This window comes from Streptomyces sp. NPDC006332 (assembly GCF_040612855.1).
Taxonomy (GTDB): Bacteria; Actinomycetota; Actinomycetes; order Streptomycetales; family Streptomycetaceae; genus Streptomyces.
Map to the genome: position 1 here is coordinate 19788 of NZ_JBEXRA010000038.1, position 19435 is coordinate 39222.

The 19435-nt window shown below is 70.5% G+C and carries 16 protein-coding genes and 1 pseudogene; 11 read left to right on the plus strand and 6 right to left on the minus strand.

What is annotated here, in order from left to right; translation table 11 throughout:
- The first annotated feature begins 165 nt into the window (after positions 1 to 165).
- Positions 166 to 1077: a polyphosphate kinase 2 gene (gene ppk2, locus ABZ027_RS29000; RefSeq protein WP_356773460.1), complete on the plus strand. Its 912-nt coding sequence runs from the start codon at positions 166 to 168 to the stop codon at positions 1075 to 1077.
- A gap of 43 nt (positions 1078 to 1120) precedes the next feature.
- Here ppk2 and ABZ027_RS29005 read toward each other — a convergent pair whose 3' ends face one another.
- The gene (locus ABZ027_RS29005) at positions 1121 to 2041 is read right to left on the minus strand and encodes a phosphotransferase (protein ID WP_356773580.1); all 921 of its coding nucleotides are present in this window, start codon (positions 2039 to 2041) and stop codon (positions 1121 to 1123) included.
- Positions 2042 to 2329: 288 nt separating this feature from the next.
- Between ABZ027_RS29005 and ABZ027_RS29010 the strand changes: the two genes are divergently transcribed.
- A complete protein-coding gene (locus ABZ027_RS29010; protein ID WP_356773462.1) occupies positions 2330 to 3388 on the plus strand; it encodes a YihY/virulence factor BrkB family protein in 1059 nt (352 codons plus the stop codon).
- Between the two features lie 146 nt (positions 3389 to 3534).
- Here ABZ027_RS29010 and ABZ027_RS29015 read toward each other — a convergent pair whose 3' ends face one another.
- Together ABZ027_RS29015 and ABZ027_RS29020 are read right to left on the minus strand one after the other, a co-directional pair.
- Complete coding sequence (locus ABZ027_RS29015; RefSeq protein ID WP_356773464.1) at positions 3535 to 4440, minus strand: SDR family oxidoreductase; 906 nt, start codon at positions 4438 to 4440, stop codon at positions 3535 to 3537.
- Positions 4441 to 4578: 138 nt separating this feature from the next.
- Positions 4579 to 5973, minus strand: a complete 1395-nt coding sequence (locus tag ABZ027_RS29020; protein ID WP_356773466.1) for a glycoside hydrolase family 43 protein — start codon at positions 5971 to 5973, stop codon at positions 4579 to 4581.
- Between the two features lie 278 nt (positions 5974 to 6251).
- Here ABZ027_RS29020 and ABZ027_RS29025 point away from each other — a divergent pair, with 278 nt between their 5' ends.
- The 8 genes from ABZ027_RS29025 to egtD all read left to right on the plus strand — a co-directional run bounded on the left by ABZ027_RS29025 (position 6252) and on the right by egtD (position 15014).
- Positions 6252 to 7676: an amidase gene (locus tag ABZ027_RS29025; RefSeq protein WP_356773467.1), complete on the plus strand. Its 1425-nt coding sequence runs from the start codon at positions 6252 to 6254 to the stop codon at positions 7674 to 7676.
- Between the two features lie 26 nt (positions 7677 to 7702).
- Positions 7703 to 7921, plus strand: a complete 219-nt coding sequence (locus ABZ027_RS29030; protein ID WP_356773469.1) for a hypothetical protein — start codon at positions 7703 to 7705, stop codon at positions 7919 to 7921.
- Positions 7922 to 8077: 156 nt separating this feature from the next.
- Entirely contained in the window at positions 8078 to 9562 is a 1485-nt protein-coding gene (locus ABZ027_RS29035; protein WP_356773471.1) for an SPFH domain-containing protein, read from the plus strand.
- Between the two features lie 107 nt (positions 9563 to 9669).
- Complete coding sequence (locus ABZ027_RS29040) at positions 9670 to 10116, plus strand: type II toxin-antitoxin system PemK/MazF family toxin (RefSeq protein WP_356773473.1); 447 nt, start codon at positions 9670 to 9672, stop codon at positions 10114 to 10116.
- A 431-nt stretch (positions 10117 to 10547) separates the two neighbouring features.
- The gene (gene egtA / locus ABZ027_RS29045) at positions 10548 to 11885 is read left to right on the plus strand and encodes an ergothioneine biosynthesis glutamate--cysteine ligase EgtA (protein ID WP_356773475.1); all 1338 of its coding nucleotides are present in this window, start codon (positions 10548 to 10550) and stop codon (positions 11883 to 11885) included.
- Complete coding sequence (egtB, locus tag ABZ027_RS29050) at positions 11882 to 13228, plus strand: ergothioneine biosynthesis protein EgtB (RefSeq protein WP_356773477.1); 1347 nt, start codon at positions 11882 to 11884, stop codon at positions 13226 to 13228. Before egtA ends, egtB begins: the two co-directional genes overlap by 4 nt.
- Positions 13228 to 14055 (plus strand): ergothioneine biosynthesis protein EgtC, encoded by an 828-nt coding sequence (egtC, locus tag ABZ027_RS29055; RefSeq protein ID WP_356773479.1) that lies wholly within the window; start codon positions 13228 to 13230, stop codon positions 14053 to 14055. The genes egtB and egtC overlap by 1 nt, the downstream gene beginning before the upstream one ends.
- Entirely contained in the window at positions 14052 to 15014 is a 963-nt protein-coding gene (gene egtD / locus ABZ027_RS29060) for an L-histidine N(alpha)-methyltransferase (RefSeq protein ID WP_356773481.1), read from the plus strand. Before egtC ends, egtD begins: the two co-directional genes overlap by 4 nt.
- 75 nt (positions 15015 to 15089) lie before the next feature.
- Here egtD and ABZ027_RS29065 read toward each other — a convergent pair whose 3' ends face one another.
- The gene (locus ABZ027_RS29065) at positions 15090 to 16607 is read right to left on the minus strand and encodes a glycosyl hydrolase family 28-related protein (protein ID WP_356773483.1); all 1518 of its coding nucleotides are present in this window, start codon (positions 16605 to 16607) and stop codon (positions 15090 to 15092) included.
- A 62-nt stretch (positions 16608 to 16669) separates the two neighbouring features.
- On the opposite strand from ABZ027_RS29065, the gene ABZ027_RS29070 reads away from it, so the two are divergent.
- The gene (locus tag ABZ027_RS29070) at positions 16670 to 17371 is read left to right on the plus strand and encodes a CDP-alcohol phosphatidyltransferase family protein (RefSeq protein WP_356773485.1); all 702 of its coding nucleotides are present in this window, start codon (positions 16670 to 16672) and stop codon (positions 17369 to 17371) included.
- 24 nt (positions 17372 to 17395) lie between these two features.
- On the opposite strand, the pseudogene ABZ027_RS29075 reads toward ABZ027_RS29070, so the two are convergent.
- A pseudogene (locus ABZ027_RS29075) lies at positions 17396 to 17809 on the minus strand (adenylyltransferase/cytidyltransferase family protein); the annotation flags it as partial.
- The gene (locus tag ABZ027_RS29080) at positions 17806 to 19296 is read right to left on the minus strand and encodes a fibronectin type III domain-containing protein (protein WP_356773487.1); all 1491 of its coding nucleotides are present in this window, start codon (positions 19294 to 19296) and stop codon (positions 17806 to 17808) included. The gene ABZ027_RS29080 and the pseudogene ABZ027_RS29075, both read right to left, overlap by 4 nt.
- Positions 19297 to 19435: the final 139 nt, after the last annotated feature.

The window sequence follows — 19435 nt, forward strand, 5'->3', positions numbered from 1 at the left end:
CACGTCGCCGCCGAAGCCGTGCGGGTTGCCGCGTCGTGCGGGCTGTTCGGCCGGACTGGCGCCGCAGCGAGGCCCTGACCGGGACGCCCTCCGCCTGTCGCGCTCCGCACACGGGCTTTGCCTGGGGTTCGCCCGGAGTACGACCGCGCTTGCTTCCATCGGGGCATGGAGCACAAGGGCGAGACGACCGAACTGATGTCAGGGCTGCGCGTCGACTACACCGACCACGACGACCCGGTGCTGATCCGGCCGGACGGCACCCCCATCGACACCTGGCGGGAGAACTACCCCTACGACCAGCGCATGGAGCGCAGGGAGTACGACCTGCACAAGCGGCTCCAGCAGATCGAACTGCTGAAGCTGCAGAGCTGGATCAAGGAGACCGGCCGTCGTCTCGTCATCGTCTTCGAAGGGCGCGACGCGGCCGGCAAGGGCGGCACCATCAAGCGGTTCACCGAACACCTCAACCCCCGCGGTGCCCGGGTGGTCGCCCTGGAGAAACCGACCGAACGCGAACGCGGTCAGTGGTACTTCCAGCGGTACGTCGAGCATCTGCCGACCGCCGGCGAGATCGTGCTGTTCGACCGGTCGTGGTACAACCGGGCCGGTGTGGAACGGGTGATGGGGTTCTGCACGGACGACGAGTACTGGCGCTTCATGCGGCAGGCGCCCGCATTCGAGCGGATGCTCGTCGACGACGGAGTGGACCTGATCAAGTTCTGGTTCTCGGTCTCGCAGGGCGAGCAGCGCACCCGCTTCACCATCCGCCAGGTCGACCCCGTACGGCAGTGGAAGCTCAGCCCCATGGACCTGGCCTCGCTGGACCGCTGGGACGACTACACCGCCGCGAAGGTCACCATGTTCCGCGAGACGGACACCGAACAGGCGCCGTGGACGGTGGTGAAGAGCAACGACAAGAAACGGGCCCGGGTGGAGGCCATGCGCAGCGTGCTGGCGCGTTTCGACTACTCGGACAAGGACGACGAGGTCGTCGGCAGCCCCGACCCGCGCGTCGTCGGCGCGGCGGCCACCCTCCTGGAGGCCGGCGAGGACGACGTCGTCCCCGCGCCCGTCTAGGGCCTTTCGAGCCGGCGTGATCCAATCGACAGACCCTGGGGTGTCAGTCCCGGACCAGTTCCAGCGCCATGTTCAGGTTGTGCTCGGCGATGCCTGCCATGAACGTGCGGTCGGGGAAGTCCCCGTCGAGCAGGCGCAGGGGCCCCGCCGTCAGGGAAAGCCGTTGTGCCAGCAGGTAGAGCGCGAGCCGGTCCTCGTCCAGCCCGTCCACCGCCAGCGGCCGGTAGTCGTCGTGCAGGCGGATCCGCAGGAAGACGTGCTCCCACTCCACGTCGAAGTACATCAAGCCCTCGATGTCGATCACCACGGGGTCACCGCCCGCGTCCACCAGCACGTGGTCGGGCCCCAGTTCGCCGTGCACGACCGCGTACCGCTCGCGCGGCCGGACCGACCGAGCCAGGACCAGCAGTCGCTCCTCCAGGCGGTCGCGGGCTGTCGCGATCCGCGCGTCACGCGACGCCGCCTCGGCGAGATCCCGCAGCGCACGGTCCAGGACGACTCCCTCGCAGGACGTCCCCCGCGATGTCCCTCCCCCGTCGACCACAGCGACCTTGCCGTACGTCGGCGCCCGGTGACCCCGCATCGCCTCCAGTGCCTCCCCCAGGCGGGACATGACCGGGGCGGCCGTGGCCGGATCACGCGCCAGCAGTTCCTCCAGGCTCTCCCCCCGGAGGTCCTCGACGATCGCGAGGTCGGCCGGGTAGTGGGCGCCGTCGCGGTCGACGAGCCGGAGCGCCGGGACGCGGACGCCGAGCCCGTCCAGACGCGCGTGCGCGGCCTCGAACAGGTCGAGCCCGAGACCCGGCGAGAACGGGTCGGTGAGGTCGCCGTCGCCCTCGGCGGCCGGCCAGTAGTTCTCGCCGTCGTCCCACACGTAGGCGATGGCCGTCGTCGCGTCGTCCATCACGAGGCGGTACACGCCCTTCTTGCTGCCGCCCGCGACCCGCTCCACCATCTCCAGCATCCGCCCACCGCCGAACGCGGCCCGCGCCGCACCCGACAACTGCTCCCTCGTCGCCGCCCTGACCGCCACGTCCTGCCGCCTCTCCGCCACCGCAACGCGCGCACTCTACGGCAGCGCCGACATGGTGCGGACTGCCGTGATGGCGGCGGAAACGGCGAGGGAGGGCACCGCAGCCGGACAGAAGAGCTGAGACGGAGAAGACGAGACGGAGAAGACGAGACGGAGAAGAAAAGTCCGATATGTACGAAATTCACGTCTAAGCGGCACCAGGCCGGATACCCGTCCGCAATGGTACGGACACTGAGGCGGCATGGACGGCACGGCGGACGCGCCGACACCGGCCGCGAGGACGAAACCCAGCGGACCCTGGACGCGGGGCCGGACGAGCAGGTGGAGCAGCGGGCCCCGAAAAGCCCGACTGACCTGCCGAAACGCTCCTGGAAGGCAGTACTGAAAGGCACCCTGAAGGAGTTCAAGAAGGACGAGCTGACCGACCGGGCGGCAGCCCTGACCTACTACGGAATCCTGGCACTGTTCCCCGCGCTGCTCGCGCTCGTGTCACTGCTGGGCGTCGTCGGTCAGTCCGCGACGCAGCAGGTGCTGGACAACATCCAGAAGCTCGCCCCGGGCGCCGCGCAGGACATCCTGCGCAACGCGGTGGAACGGATGCAGGGCAACGCCGGGCTGGGCTCGATCATGGCGATCGTGGGCCTGGTGCTCGCGGTGTGGTCGGCTTCCGGCTATGTCGCCGCGTTCATCCGCAGCGCCAACGCGGTCTACGACGTTCCCGAGGGCCGTCCGGTGTGGAAGGTGCTGCCGGTACGGGTCGGTGTGACCGTGGCACTGATGGTGATGGCCGTGATCAGCGCCGTGATCGTGGTGTTCACCGGCGGTCTCGCACGGGAGGTGGGGACCGCGCTCGGGGTCGGCGACGCGGGGCTGACGGCCTGGTCGATCGCGAAGTGGCCGGTGCTGCTGATCCTGGTCACCGTCATGATCGCGGTCCTGTACTGGGCGGCCCCGAACGCCAGGGTCCGCGGCTTCCGCTGGATCACTCCGGGCAGCTTCCTCGCGCTGGTGATCTGGATGCTCGCCTCCGCGGGGTTCGCTCTGTACGTGGCCAACTTCGGCTCGTACAACAAGACCTACGGGGCACTCGCCGGCGTGATCATCTTCCTGGTGTGGCTGTGGATCACGAACCTGGCGATTCTGCTCGGCCTGGAGTTCGACGCGGAACTGTCGCGCCAGCGCGCCGTCGCCGGAGGCCATCCGCCCGAGGAGGAGCCGTACGTCCGGCCGCGCGATACCCGCAAGTGGGACGAGGAGGACCGCCGCGGCCGCGGATAGGCCCGCGGCCGGGTCCGCGACGGCTGCGGCCTGGTCCGTGACGGCTCGACGGGCACACCGTGACAGCACAGGTGTCCACCGCGCCGTCGTCGGTGGCCGCCTCACCGGCCTCGGTCGTCCGGTCCGGTCGGCTACCGGGGCAGGTCTCATCGGGTGTCGGTGATGCCACCGGTCACGGCGATCACCTCACCGATCGTGTAGCTGGAGTCGGCGTCGGAGGCGAGGTAGACGTACGTCGGTGCGATCTCCTCGGGCTGGGCCGCGCGTCCCAGCGGCCCCTCGCTGCCGATGTGCGCCAGGCCGTCCGGGGGCATGTGCTGGTCGGCTTCGTTGAGCGGCGTCCAGGTCGGTCCCGGTGCGACCACGTTGGCGCGCACGCCCAGTTTGGCCAGATGACTCGCGAGTGACTTGTTCAAGGTGACCAACGCGGCCTTGGACGCCGCGTAGTCGATCATGGTGGTACTGCCCTTGAGGGCTTCCTCCGTCGCCGTGGCGATGACCGCGTCGCCCGGCCGGAAGTGCGGCAGCGCCGCCATGACCAGGTGGAAGTAGGCGTAGACGTTGGTCTTGAACGTCCGGTCGAAGTCCTCGGCCGTCAGCTGCTCCAGCTCCAGCTTGCTGTTGAGGTAGGCGGCGTTGCTCACCAGGACGTTCACCCCGCCGAGTTCGGCCACCGTGCGGTCGACGACCCCGCGGCAGAACGCCGGGTCCGTGAGGTCGCCGGGCAGCAGCAGGCAGCGTCGGCCCTGCTCCTCGATCTCACCTCGTATCCGGTCCGCGTCCACCTGCTCCTCGGGCAGGTACACGATGGCGACGTCGGCGCCCTCCCTCGCGTACAGCAGCGCGACCGCGCGTCCGATGCCGGAATCACCGCCGGTGATCAGCGCGACCTTTCCCTCCAGCTTGCCGCTGGCGCGGTACCGGCTCGCCCGGTGGTTCGGCGCGGTGCGCATGTCGGCTTCCAGGCCGGGCCACTGCTGCTTCTGGGAGTCGTAGGGCGGAGCGGGCTCGGACACGACCTGCGGTGCTGTTTCCTCGTTCTCGGACTGCACAGCTTGCTCTTTCGTCGGTGCCGTCCACGGCGGGCGTCCATGCTCGCGCCGTGCTTGCCCATCCCGCGTGCCCGAGACGGCGAGGGCCACGCATGGTCTGGGCGGACGGCTTCACCGCCGATCCGCCCCACGACATGCTCAGGCCCAGGCCGTCACCGGCACGAACGAGCTGTCCTGCCTGAAGAGGTCCGTTCCGTTCGTGCGGTCGACCCGGAGTTGGTAGTCGTAGTGGCGCAGGTAGTGGCCCGGGTAGTTGTACGACTCGAAGCGGACGGAGTCCGACGCGCTGCCTGTGCGGGCGATGAACGTGGCGTCCCTGGCGAAGGTCGAGGTGCCGTCGTTCGCGTCGAAGCGGGCCCGGAAGTCCCAGTGCCGCAGGTAGTTGCCGGCCCTGTCCCGGAAGGAGTAGCCGTTGGTGTCGGCGAGGCCGGCGACGACCGTGAAGGTGGCCGCCTGTTTCTCGGCGGTGCTGCTCGAGCCGGTCACCACGGGGAGGTTGAGCAGGGCGGACTGCGACTGCCAGTAACGGGTGGGGAAGTTGCCCGACCGGAAGGAACGGGTGACGTTCTTCGCCAGGCTCGGACCGCCGGAGACGGTCTCCTTGACCACCGTGAAGTGCCGCGCGGTACCGGAGACGCCGGGCAGCGCGGTCGGCGCGGACCAGGTGGCGAAGGTGTCGTAGCTGTCGCTGTAGTAGTAGCTGCCGTCGCCGTAGCCGTCGAAGAAGATCCGCCAGCCGCCGTTGTCGAGCTGCACCAGCGCCGGGCCCTCGCGGTAACTGCCCCAGCCCGCCCAGTCGCCGGTACGTCTGATGGTGTAGGGGCCGGTGAGGCTGGAGGCCGTCGCGTACTCGATGTACTTCGCCGTCTCGTTCTTGGTGAAGGCGTGATAGGTCGAGCCGGTCCTCACGATGTACGTGTCGATGTGGTTGGCGCCGATCCCGGTCAGCGCCACCGGTGAACTCCAGGCGGTCAGCGCGGAGTTGGTGGCCTTGAGCCGATACGGCGTGAAGATCCACTCGTCGTTCGCCGTCGAACAGGACACGATGACGTTCACGCTGCCGTCGCTGTCGACGAACCACTCCGGCGCCCACGCCCGGGACAGGTTGGCGATCGGGACCGGATAGTCGTACAGGAAGGTCCAGTTGAGCCGGTCCGAGCTGCGGGCGAAGCCGATCGTGGTGCTCGGGTCCTGCCAGGTGTGGGTCGTGTAGGTGAGGTAGTAGGAGCCGTTGGTGTGCTTGAGGACGCTCGCGTCGCGGATCCGGTTGCTCGGCGGCGTGTACGCGGAGGACCTGGCGAGCCGGAAGTCGGTGGCGTCGTCGGACTGATAGACGTTCACGGTGCCGTCGTCGCTGTTGAGGAACGGCACGATGGTGTAGCGGGTGGCCGAGCCGCTCGGCGGCGCGGCGGCGAGGGCCGTGCCGGACAGTCCTGGTGTCTCGCCGAGCAGCACCGCCGAAGCCGGCAGGACGGCCAGTGCGCGCAGCAGGCTACGACGGGACGGGGACGACGTGGGGGGTCGGGTGCTCACGGGTGGCTCTCACTCTCGGACTCATACGGCTCAACGTTCGGCTCATACGTTCGGGGCGTTCGACGTTCGAAGTACCGAACAAGGTTCGGAAATGCGATCAGAAAGTAGGGGTGAGGCACTGAACCGTCAATGGTTTGCGCACGACTCGGCGAGGCCGGTGGGCCATCCGTGGCGCCCGGGTCGTCCTCACCGGCGAACCCGCCACCGCCGAAGACATGCCGCCGAACCCGCACGGCCGTTACCGTTCGGTAGAGAACGCGCTTCCGGAGGTGTCCCGCATGACGCTCGACCGTTCCGCAGGCCTGGCGGAGTCCGCCCGCGCGCTGGCCGCCGGGGAGGTGACCGCCCGGGCGCTCGTGGAAGCGGCCCTGGCGCGGATCGAGGCCTCCCAGTCGTCCCTGAACGCCTTCCGGATCGTACGGACGAAAGCGGCGCTCGCCGAGGCGGAGGCGGCCGACCAGGAGCTGGCCGCCGGGATCCGCAAGCCGCTGCTCGGGGTGCCGGTGGCCGTCAAGGACGACATGGACGTGGCGGGCGAGCCGACCGCGTTCGGCTGCCAGGGTGAGTTCCCGCCGGTCGCGGAGGACGGCGAGGCGGTACGGCGGCTGCGCGCGGCCGGCGCCGTGATCGTCGGCAAGACCAACACCTGCGAGTTCGGGCAGTGGCCCTTCACCGAGGGCCCCGCCTTCGGCGCGACCCGCAACCCGTGGAGCCCGGAGCACACACCCGGAGGCTCGTCGGGCGGTTCGGCGGCCGCCGTCGCCGCCGGTCTGGTGCCGGCCGCGCTCGGCTCGGACGGCGCCGGATCCGTGCGGATCCCCGCGTCCTGGACCCACCTGATCGGCATCAAACCGCAGCGCGGCCGCATCTCCACCTGGCCGCGCGGCGAGTCCTTCCAGGGCATCACGGTCAACGGCACCCTCGCCCGTACGGTCGCCGACGCGGCCCTGCTGCTGGACGCGGCGAGCGGCAACCATCCGCAGGACCCGCACCGGCCACCGGCCGTGCGTGCCGCCGAGGCCGCCGGCCGCGACCCCGGACGGCTACGCATCGCGCTCTCCCTCCGGCCGCCGTTCACCGCCGTGCCCGCCCGGCTGCGGCCGGAGGTGCGCGCCCAGGTCGTCCAACTCGCCGAGTTGCTGGCCGACTTGGGGCACCATGTCGAGGAGGCCGACCCGCCGTACGGCCAGATCGGGCTGACCTTCGTCCCCCGCGCCACCGCCGGCATCGCCGAACGCGTCCGCGAGGCACCCTTCCCGGCGCTCCTGGACCGCAGGACCCGGGGGGCCGCACGGCTCGGCGGCCTGCTCGGCGGGGCGCCGCTGCGGGTGGCCCGGCGCGCCGAGGCGGTACTGCACCGTCGTATCGGACGGTTCTTCACCTCGTACGACGTGGTCCTCGCGCCGACCACGGCCGCTCCCCCGCCGCGCATCGGGGCGCTGCTGGACCTGAACGGCCTGGCCACCGACCGCGCGATGATCGCCGCCTGTCCCTACGCCTGGCCGTGGAACGTCCTGGGCTGGCCCGGGATCAACGTGCCCGCCGGGTTCGTCATGGGCGGCCTGCCGGTGGGCGCCCAGTTGCTCGGGCCGGCCAACAGCGAGCCGCTGCTGATCTCCCTCGCCGCGCAACTGGAGGCGCGGGCACGCTGGCACGAGGCATGGCCGCCGCCGGTCACGGCCACCGACTCACCGGTCGTATAGGGGCGTTGCGCGCTTACCCTTTGTCCATGGACGACGCGTCGATGGTCGGGTTGATGGGGCGGGTGACCGGGACGATCGGGCCGGGGCTGGTCGGCGAGGTGATCGTCCGGGTGCGCGGTGGTGCCGAGCACTTCCTCGCCCACCCCGCCTCCGGCACGGACCGCATCGAGCCGGGCACGGTGGTGATGGTCGTGGAGTACCTGGCGCCCAGGACGGTCTACGTCACGGCGGCGTACGACAGTTGAGCGGTCCGGCGTGCGACAGGTGAGCCACGCGCGTCGCAGGTGAGAGCCGTCCGCGTCAAGGTTTCGACAAGGATGCGCCGGCGTCTTCACCCGCGACTCACGTAGGCGCACACTCCCTTCGTTCGGTGCCGAAAGGGCACCATCCAAAGGGGGCGTATGCCGATGGTTGTCGGCGTCGTTGCGGGAGCGGCGGTTGTCGCCGTTCTCGTTCTGATCGGTCTGTTCAAGATGATGTGGCGGGTCGCCGAACCCAACGAGGCTCTGGTGATCTCCGGGTCCAAGCACCGCACGGAAGGCCTCGAGGAGGGCATGGGGTTCCGTATCGTCACCGGGCGCGGCACGCTCGTGCTGCCCGGGGTGCAGGCGGTGCGCAAGATGTCACTCGACCTGAACGAGACCGAACTGCACGTGGACTGCGTGACCCACCAGGGCATACCGCTCAAGGTGCGGGGCGTGGTCATCTTCAAGGTGGGCGACGACTTCGTGTCGATCGCCAACGCGGCCCGTCGTTTCCTCGACCAGCAGAAGCTGATGTCGGAGCGGGTGCACAACGTGTTCGCCGGTCATCTGCGGTCCATCGTGGGCGGGTTGACGGTCGAGGACATGATCCGCGACCGGGAGAAACTCACCGGGCAGACCCGGGCGGCCTGCGGTACCGAGATGGAGAAGCTGGGGCTGATCGTGGACTCGTTGCAGATCCACGAGATCGAGGACCCGACCGGGTACATCCGGAACCTGGCGATGCCGCATGCCGCGGCCGTACAGCGGGACGCACGGATCGCGCAGGCGGAGGCGAACCGGCTGGCCACCGAGGCCGAGCAGCAGTCCTTCGCCCGGATGGCGCAGGCCACCCGGGACAGCGAGATCCTGCAGGCCGGCTACCAGGCCGAGCGCGACAAGGCGGGCGCCAAGGCCCGCCAGGCCGGGCCGCTCGCCGACGCCGCCGCCCGGCAGGAGGTCGTCGTGCAGGAGACCCGGGTCGCCGAGCTGGAAGCGCAACGGCGTGAGCAGCAGCTCCAGGCGGACGTCCGCAAACCCGCGGACGCGAAGGCCTACGAGAAGCGCACGCTGGCCGAGGCCGAGCGCGACGCGCGGATCTCGGGGGCCGAGGCCAAGGCGAAGGAGACGGAGTTGGCAGCCGCGGCCGAGGCGACCCGGGTCAAGACGGCCGCGGGTGCCGAGGCCGAGGCGACGAAGGCCAGGGGCGCGGCCACCGCGGCGTCGACCCGGGCCACCGGTGAGGCCGAGGCCGCCGCGGCGCAGGCCAGGGGGCTCGCGGAGGCCGAGGCGGCCAAGGCCCGGGGTCTGGCCGAGGCGGAGGCCATCAAGGCGCGGGCCGCCGCCCTCGCCGAGAACCAGGAGGCGGTCGTCGCCCAGCAACTCGCCGAGAACTGGCCGGAGATCGTGAAGGCCGGCGCGTCCGCGTTCGGCAGCGTGGACAACATGGTGGTGCTCAACGGCGCCGACGGTATGGCGGAGATGCTCGCCAAAGCGCTCACCATGGGCGGTACGGGGCTCGGCCTCGCCCGTCAGCTGCTGGCCTCGATGAACCAGAACGGTCAGGCCACGAACGGGACCTCGTCCCTCAACGGGGTCGTGCCGCCGGCGGCACAGAAGGTCGCGGTGGAGGACGGAGGGTGACGGGCGGGGCGTGACCGGCGGGGGCGGCCGGCCGGGCAGTGGTCCGGAGGTGGCGGGCTCTAGGGGCGAGTGAACCGGCCCGGGGCTCCGGCTCTAACGTTGCCTCCGTGACTGCGTCTACCGATGAGAACGTCCCCGGCCGGTTCGGCCCCTCCGCCACCGTCGAGGCCGACCCCCGAAAGGTGGGCCGGGTGCGCACGGAGTACTCGCCCGCGCACGACGGGGACCCGGATCCCGGCGAGATCGTCTGGACCTGGGTCCCCTTCGAGGAGAACGACGGCCGGGGCAAGGACCGCCCCGTCCTCGTCGTCGCCCGCGAACCCGGCGGCACCGTGCTCGCCGTCCAGCTGTCGAGCAAGCGGCACGACGGGGACCGGGAGTGGGTGCCGATCGGCAGCGGCCCCTGGGACCGGTCCGGGCGGGACTCGTGGGTCGCCGTGGACCGCGTCCTGCGGCTGCACGAGGACGGCATGCGCCGGGAGGCCTGTGCCCTGGACCGGATGCGGTTCAACCTGGTCCGCCACCGGCTGGCGGAACGCTACGGCTGGAGCTGACCGGGCCCACGCCCGTCCGGTGCGGTTCCGGCCCGCCGACATCACTCCGACGGCCGAAGCCGACGCTCCGGAAGTTCCCGCACGAACGCCTCTCCCACCACCGCCGATGTCACGCAGGCGCGCGCTCATGGCGCCACCCCCGTGCGCGCCATGACCGCGTGCCGCACGGCCTCCCCGTTGCGATCTCCCCCGCCGTGCCCGTGCACTGATCGTGAGCGATTCTGGTCATGTCGTGCAACGAGTTTTCGCGGCCCCCGGCCATCCGGGGAACTCCACAGGAACATCCCGGAAACGGAGATCACATGCGACGATGACGACGATGTGCCCCCTTGTGCTGATGGGCGTGAAGGTCTTGGGTAGGACGGATGGTGTCGGCCCGGCCCATCAGAACCCGGGTCGGCGGCATGGTGGAATCTCAGGAGGATCCCGACATGTCCGAATCGATAGGTGACTGTACGGAGCCCCGTACCGCAGTCACAGAACCCGAGGTGGAGGCCCTGGTCCGGGGCATCTGCTTCAAGACCGGCCCGCCCCGCACCGTCGGGGTCGAGGTGGAATGGCTCGTCCACGAGCTGCGCGCACCGCAGCTCCCCGTAACACCCGAACGACTCGAAGCGGCCTGTGCCGCAGCGCGTACCGTGCCCCTGAGGTCGGCGCTCACCGTGGAGCCCGGCGGCCAGCTGGAACTGAGCTCGCCGCCCGCCGCCTCCCTGATGGAGTGCATCGGTACCGTCTCCGCCGACCTGACCGCCGTCCGCGCCGCGCTGGCCGCGGAGGGCCTCGGGCTCGTGGGCGTCGGCCAGGATCCCTGGCACCCGCCCCGCCGGTTCCTGCGCGAACCGCGCTATGACGCCATGGAGGCCTGTCTCGACCGCACCGGCCCTGCGGGCCGCGCCATGATGTGCACCTCCGCCTCCGTCCAGGTGTGCCTGGACGCCGGGTACGAGGAGCCCGGCCCGCTGGGGCTCGGGCGGCGCTGGTGGCTCGCGCACCAGCTGGGCGCGGTGCTGGTGGCCGCGTTCGCCAACTCCCCCCTGGCCGGGTCGGAGCCCACCGGTTGGCTCTCGACGCGGCAGCTGCTGTGGACGGAGATCGGCCCCGGCCGGGCGGGCGCGCCCGCCCTGGACACGGACCCGCGCACCGCCTGGGCCCGGCACGTCCTGGACGCCCCGGTGATGTGCGTACGGCAGGACAGCGGACCGTGGACCGTGCCCGAGGGCCTGACGTTCCGGGAGTGGACCCGTTCGCGGGAGCCCAGGCCACCGACCCGGGAGGACCTCGACTACCACGTCACGACGCTGTTCCCGCCGATCAGGCCGCGCGGTCACCTGGAACTGCGCATGATCGACGCACAGCCCGGCGACGACGGCTGGATCGTGCCGCTCGCCGTCACGACGGCCCTGTTCGACGACCCGGAGGCCGCCGAGACCGTCTACCGGATCGTGAAACCGCTGGCCGAACGGGGCGGGTCGCTGCCCGCACCGCACAATCCGCTGTGGCTCGACGCGGCCCGGCTGGGTCTGCGGGACCCGGAGCTGCGGGAGGCGGCCGTGGCGTGCTTCGCGGCGGCCCTGGACGCCCTGCCCCGGCTCGGCGCCACCCCGGAGGTGACGGCCGCCGTCGCGGCGTACCGGGACCGCTATGTCATCCGGGGCCGCTGCCCCGCCGACGATCTGCTCGACCACCTGCGCGGCACGGACCTCTCCGGGTCCCGGCCCCACGCGGCCGGAGAGATCCCCACCGCTCACGGGAAGGACATCCGCACATGACCGACGCCGCCATCGGCACCGATACCGCCGACTCCGCCTCCCTCGATGCCGAGACGTTCCGTGACCGGGCGCTGAACACCCTCGTCACCGCGCGGGAGCGCACCACACTGCTGACCAGTTGTGTGGAGGAGCCCGACCTGACCGCCCAGCACTCGCCGCTCATGTCGCCGCTCGTGTGGGACCTCGCCCACATCGGCAACCAGGAGGAGCAGTGGCTGCTGCGGACCGTCGCCGGGCAGGAGGCGATCCGGCCCGAGATCGACAGCATCTACGACGCCTTCGAGCACCCTCGCTCCGAACGCCCCACCCTGCCCCTGCTGGCACCCGTGGAGGCTCGCGGCTACGCGGCTGACGTCCGCGGACGGGTGCTGGACGTGCTGGAGCGCGCCGCGTTCCACGGCACCCGGCTGACGGAGGCCGGCTTCGCCTTCGGGATGATCGCGCAGCACGAACAGCAGCACGACGAGACCATGTTGATCACCCATCAGCTCCGCAAGGGCCCGCAGGCCCTGACCGCTCCCGACCCGGGCCCGGTACCGCTGTTCACCGGTCCGGCCGAAGTCCTCGTCCCCGGCGGCCCGTTCACGATGGGCACCTCGACCGAGCCCTGGGCCCTGGACAACGAACGCCCGGCGCACCGGCGCGAGGTGGCCCCGTTCCACATCGACACGACCCCGGTGACCAACGCCGCGTACCAGGCGTTCATCGAGGACGGCGGCTACGACAACGAGCGCTGGTGGGAACCGGCCGGCTGGGCGCACATCCAACGCAACTCCATCCACGCGCCGCTGTACTGGCAACGGGACGGAAAGCAGTGGCTGCGGCGCCGCTTCGGGGTCACCGAGGTCGTGCCGCCCGACGAGCCGGTGCTGCACGTGTGCTGGTACGAGGCCGACGCGTACGCCCGCTGGGCCGGGCGCCGGCTGCCCACCGAGGCCGAGTGGGAGAAGGCGGCCCGCCACGACCCGGCCGGTGACCGCTCGGCCCGCTACCCGTGGGGCGACGCCGACCCGGCGCCCGAGCACGCCAACCTGGGACAGCGGCATCTGCGCCCGGCACCGGCCGGGAGCTACCCGGAGGGGGAATCCCCGCTCGGTGTGCGGCAGTTGATCGGTGACGTGTGGGAGTGGACGTCGAGCGACTTCCTGCCGTATCCGGGGTTCCGGGCGTTTCCGTACAAGGAGTACTCGGAGGTCTTCTTCGGCCCGGACCACAAGGTGCTGCGCGGCGGTTCGTTCGCCGTGGACGCGGTGGCCTGCCGGGGGACGTTCCGCAACTGGGACTACCCGATCCGGCGGCAGATCTTCTCCGGGTTCCGCACCGCCCGCTCGGGGGCCGTCTGATGTGCCGCCACCTGGCCTTCCTGGGCCCACCGGAACCGCTCGCCCACGTCCTGACCGATCCGGCGCACAGTCTGTACCGGCAGTCGTGGGCTCCTCGGCGGCAGCGGTACGGGACGGTCAACGCCGACGGTTTCGGCGTCGGTTGGTACGCCGACGGCGATCCGGTGCCCGCCCGCTACCGCCGCGCCGGGCCCATCTGGGCGGACCAGTCACTCACCGACCTGGTGCGGGTCGTGCGCTCGGGGGCGGTACTCGCCGCCGTACGGGACGCGACCCTGTCGGGCGCGGACGCGGAGGCCGCGGCGGCGCCGTTCGCCGCGGGACCCTGGCTGTTCAGCCACAACGGCGCGGTCACCGGCTGGCCCGGTTCGCTGGCGCCGCTGGTGGCGAGCCTGCCGCCGGCCGACCTGCTGTCGCTGGAGGCGCGCAACGACTCCGCGTTCGTGTGGGCGCTGATCCTGGCCCGGCTGCGGGGCGGCGACACGGAGGGCCAGGCCCTCGCCGACACGGTCCTGGAGGTCGCCGCGGCGGCCCCCGCCTCCCGGCTCAACCTGTTGCTGACCAACGGAGAGACGATCACCGCGACCGCCTGGGGCGACACCCTCTGGTACCTCACCAAGCCCGGCCGTCGCACGGTCGTGGCCTCCGAACCGTACGACGACGACCCGCACTGGCGGGAGGTCCCCGACCGCACCCTGCTCGCGGCGAGCCGCACGGAGGTGCTGCTCACCCCGCTCAAGGACCCGGGCGAAGACCTGGCACCCTCCCCCGTTCCCGGCCCCGTCCGGGCGGGCGGACCCTCATCCTCGAAGGAGCCCAGCACGTGAGTCCGTTCCTTCTCACCCGCACCCTGCCCGAGGACGCCACCGAGGCCGCCCTCCGCGCCGACGTCCTCCAGGGCCTGACCAGCTCCCCCAAGGCACTGCCGCCCAAGTGGTTCTACGACGCCCACGGCAGCGACCTGTTCGAGCAGATCACCGAGCTGCCCGAGTACTACCCGACGCGCGCCGAACGGGAGATCCTGATCACCCGCTCCGGCGAGATCGCGGCGGCGACCGGCGCCCGCACCCTGGTCGAACTGGGATCGGGCTCCTCGGCGAAGACACGGCATCTGATCGAAGCGCTCACGGACCTGCACACGTACGTCCCCGTCGACGTCAGTGAGAGTGCGCTCACCCAGGCCGGGCACGCCCTCATCGCCGATCGCCCCGGTCTGCACGTGCACGCGCTCATCGCCGACTTCACCGCGCGGCTGGCCCTGCCCGAGACCCCGGGTCCGCGGCTGGTGGCCTTCCTCGGCGGCACGATCGGCAATCTGCTGCCGGTCGAGCGGGCCGCGTTCCTGGCCTCGGTACGGTCCCTGCTCTCCCCGGGGGACGCCCTGTTGCTCGGCACCGACCTGGTCAAGGACGAGAAGGTCCTGGTGCGGGCGTACGACGACGCGGCCGGGGTGACGGCCGCGTTCAACAAGAACGTCCTGACCGTCGTCAACCGTGAACTGGGCGCCGACTTCGATCCCGCGGCCTTCGACCACGTGGCCCTGTGGAACGCCGAGAACGACTGGATCGAGATGCGGCTGCGGTCCCGGACGGCCCAGACCGTGAAGGTCCCGGCGCTGGATCTCGCCGTCGACTTCGCGGCCGGCGAGGAACTGCGCACCGAGGTCTCGGCGAAGTTCCGGGAGAGCGGAGTGCGCACCGAACTGTCCCACTCCGGGCTGGAGTTGGCGCACTGGTGGACGGATCGGGAGGGCCGTTTCGCACTGTCGCTGAGCGTGGCGCGCTGACCGCGGGGCTCACCGCGGGCCGGCGTCCGTCACCCCTGTGACGGCGTCGGCCCGCGGTGAGCCTCTTCGGTGCGATCACCCGCCCGCCGTCGACGGGACGGCCTCACCGGCGGGTGGCGGCGGACTCGCAGGGGACACGGGGGCGACGGACGCGGCGTCCGTGGGCGTGCCGTCGGCGGAGGCCGTGGACTCGGTGGGCGTGCCGTCGGCGGAGGCCGCGGAGTCCGTGGGCGTGCCGTCGGCGGAGGCCGCGGAGTCCGTGGGCGTACCGTCGGCGGAGGTCGTCGACTCCGCGGGCGTGCCGTCGGCGGACCCCTCCAGGCAGTCGACGAAGCTGACCAGTTCGGGCTGGTCGGTGCCTTCGAGGACCGCGAACTCGCTCGTCGGGTGACTGCGCAGCAGACACATGTCGTAGCGGGCGACGGTCGGCATGGATCCTTGCTTCTCGGTGGTCCGGTACTCATGGTGGCCCACCAACTGGCAGGAGTCGTAGCGGATCAGCGGCCCTCGCGGCCCCACCGTGTAGCGGTGCGCACGCACGTCGGCCGAGTAGTCCTTGAAGGCGAGCCCGGTGTCGTCACAGTCACTGAAGTGGATCGTTCCGCTCCTCCACGCGCTGTCGATGATCCGCGCGTTGGGGTTGCGCACCTCGAACCGGATGTCCTGGGCGTGGAACCGCTGCACCGAGTCGTGGTGCTGGGCGACGGGGAAGCGGAAGAACGTACTGGTGATGCCGTATTCCTCGGTGCTCTGGGGGCGCGTGCCGCCGATGATGTACGAGCCACCCCGGCAGGTGATCGATCCTCCGTAGGGGAACTCGAGGAAGTTGCCCCACTCGTATTCGACCTTCATGTCGTTGAACCAGTAGTTGAGGAACTGGTCCTGGTCGTTGGGGTCCGCCTGCTTGCGGCCCGTGAGACCCGAGTACAGGAAGGCCCTGCGGTACCTGCCGCCGATCCGGCAGGCCTCCCACAGCATCTCCGAGTTGGTGTCCGTGCCGTCCAGGGCGAGCCCGAACTCCCACTCCCCCATCCACTCGCACTCCGAGAACCGGTAGTCCTGCGCCTGCCCGGCGGAGTACGAGCTGAAGAAGGAGGCACCCGGCGTGGCCGAGCGGAACTGCATGCGCTCGAAGGAGAGATTCGCCCAGATGTTCTCGTTGCGGCACAGATAGGAGCCCGGGCCGGCCGCCGGACGGAACACCAGAGTGGTCATGCGCTTGCCCGCGCCGGAGAAGCGCAGACCGTTGGCCGGCCGCGTCGGAGCGACACCGTTCAGCAGCGCGTACGGACGGGTGATGAGGAACTCGCCGGCCGGAATCTGGATCACCGTGCGCCCGACCCCGCGAACAACCCTCTCCGCCGCGAGACGGTAGGCCTGTTCGAACGCCGAGCTGTCGTCGGTCTGTCCGTCGCCCACCGCTCCGAGCTCGGCCACATCGATCACGAACGTCTTCCCACCGGTGAAGGAACGGCCCAGCCCGGGGCCGCCCCCCGGCCCTGCGGCGGCGTACGCGCTGTGGCCTGTCAGGGCCGTCGCGGCCAGCACCGAGGCTCCGCCACGCAGAACGTGCCGTCGGCTGACACGAGGCATCTGACCTTCTCTTTCTGCCATAATCGCCTTCTTTCCAGCTATTTCCGCAATTAAGAGGAAACATGTCCGAATTTGCCGAGGCGCTGAGACACCTCTCAACGGCACAGAAGCCCTCGAAGGGGGCGTCGCTCTACACCTTGTTCGTCAATCGCCCGGCCGGCCGGGTGCTGGCCGCAGTGGCCTACCGAGTGGGGGCGACACCCAATCAACTGACTGTTCTGGGAGCCCTGTTCACCTTTCCGGCCCTGGCGGCGGTGGCCCTGCTGCCCCCCGGACCGACGATGTCCGTCTGCGTCGGCACGGCTCTGGCGGTGGGGTTCGCCCTGGACTCGGCGGACGGTCAGCTCGCGCGCGGGCAGCGCTCGGGAAGCCCGTCGGGCGAATGGCTCGACCACGTCCTGGACTGCGTCAAGATCGTCGCCCTCCACCTGGTGGTGCTGGTGTCGTTCTACCGCTACTTCTCCTTGCCCAGCCCGGCTTTCCTGCTGGCGCCGATGGTGTTCCAGCTCGCGGCCGTGGTGATCTTCTTCGGCGGGATCCTGACCGAGAAGCTCAAGCTGCGGACGCCGGGCCGAGGCCAGGCCGGGTCGACGGCGGGATTTCGGGCCGTGCTGCTCCTGCCCGTCGACTACGGCCTGACCTGCGTCAGCTTCCTATTCCTGGGACGTCAGGACGTCTTCCTCACGGTGTACTGCGCGCTGCTGCTGGCCCACGTGCTGTTCATGGCCGCCTTCCTGGTCAAGTGGTTCCGCGAGTTGAGCTGAGGGGATCTCCGGCGGCTCGTGCGCGGACAGCATCTTCAGGGCGCCGCTCAGCAGAGTGCTGGAGGTGTGCCTGGTGTACGGGAAATAGACGACTTCGACGCCCACCTTCGCGAAACGGCGCTCGAACTCCTCCCACTTGGGGGTTCCGCGCCAGTCGTCGCCCTTGAAGATGACGTGGAAGCCCACCCGTCTCCAGGTGTTCAGCTTGTCGACCTCCGACTCCACGACGGCCTCGTCGACGTAGCGAATACTGCGGACGATGTCCAGGCGCTCGGCGAGCGGGATGACCGGCACCTTGCCCTTCAGACGCACGGTCAGGTCGTCGGTGGTCACTCCCACGACGAGGCGGTCGCAGTGCCGGCGGGCCTCGCGCAGGATGTTGAGGTGCCCGATGTGGAACAGGTCATAGACGCCGGGTGCGAATCCGATGCGCGTCACCGGTGGCCACCGGCCGTTCTGGACTTGGCCTTGGCCTTGGGCACGGTCACCGTCAGCGCGGCGGACTTGCGCGAGGTGTTCGTCCCGTCCGTCACGTCGATCGTGTACCGGTGGCGCGAGCCGGGCTTCACGGAGTCCGTGTAGTTCATCTGCGCGCGGTCCCAGTAGGCGGAGGACTCGGTCTTGCGGCCGACGAGCTTCCCGTCCCGGTAGATCTTGTACGTCAGCGCAGCGTCGTCACGGTCCCAGGAGGCGCGCCAGGTGATGGTGACCTTGCCGGGCTGGGTGGCTCCCAGCGAGAGGGCGGGCACCTTCGGAGCTCCGGTGTCGCGGCTTCCGAAGCGGGTGAGGCCCATCTGCGGCTTTCCGTTGACCTTGGTGAACTCACCACCCACCCACAGGACGCCCTTCTCGACCGCCAGGGCGCGCGGTCCCACGCCCTCGCCCATCCCGTCGTTGGTGTCGGGGAACCAGTGAAAGATGCTGCGGTCCGTCATCGACTGGGCCATCAGGTGCTGCCGGTCCCCGCTTTCGGGGAACCCTCCGGGCGTGTCCGAGCAGTCGTGCGCGTGCGAGGCGCTGTAGAGGACGCCCTGGAAGGGAACGAGTGCCTGGGTGGCGCCACGGCAGGTGTCCTTCCACACCATGGTGCCGTTGGTGAGACGGCCGGAGATGCGGGGTTCGAGGATGGACGGCCCGTGGCCCTCGACGCCCACGAAGAAACGGCTGTTGTCACGCACGATCGCCTTCACCGACGCCTGCAACGAGAACCAGCCCGGATAGGACAGGAGCGTCGCGCCGCTGCGGGCGTCGAGGGTGACCAACGCGTGGTCGCTTCTTCCGTTGACCGAATCGAAGTCGCCACCGACGAAGACCTTGCCGTGCGAGGGCGCGGCCGACAAGGCGCGCACCGGGTGGTCGATATCCGCCTTGAAGGGCAGCAGGGGACCCTTGGGTTCGACGGCGGCGACGCGACTTCTGACCTGGCCGCTGACGCGGTTGAAGTCACCTCCGAGGTACACGGCGTCGGCCGTCGTGTCGATGGCCCGGACAACGGCGGAGACGGCGGGCCGGAAGTCCGCGCTCAGTGAGCAGTCGCCGGTCTTGATGGCGACCGCGTTGGCCACCCTGGTGGATCCGACACTGTTGAAGGACCCGCCCACGTACAGCGTTCGGCCGTCGGGCGAGGCCTTCATGGCCCGTACGGTGTGGTTCAGGCCGGTGAACGACGGGGCGCACGGCAGCAGTTTGCCGGTCGCGGCGTCGAACGCGGCGAAGTTGGTGCGTTTCACCGCCTTCTGGCCGGGAGCGGCCCCCGGCGGGCGGACGGTGTCGAAGGTTCCTCCGACATAGACGACGCCGTTCGCCGAGGCCAGCGACCAGACGACGCCGTCCGTCTGCCAGGTGCTGAGTGGATCGGCGGAGAGCGGGCCGGAGCCGTCGGCGGCCGTGGCGAGGGAGGCGTCGAGCAGGGCTGCGGTGCACACGAGGGTGGTGACAGCGACCCTCGTGACCGACTTCGTACGGAGCTTTTTCAGGCGCAATGGACACCCCGGATAGCAGTGGCGTGACGAACACGTAGGGAGGGACGTCGGCTGAGTGGGCCCGGACGGTCGACCGTGGCTG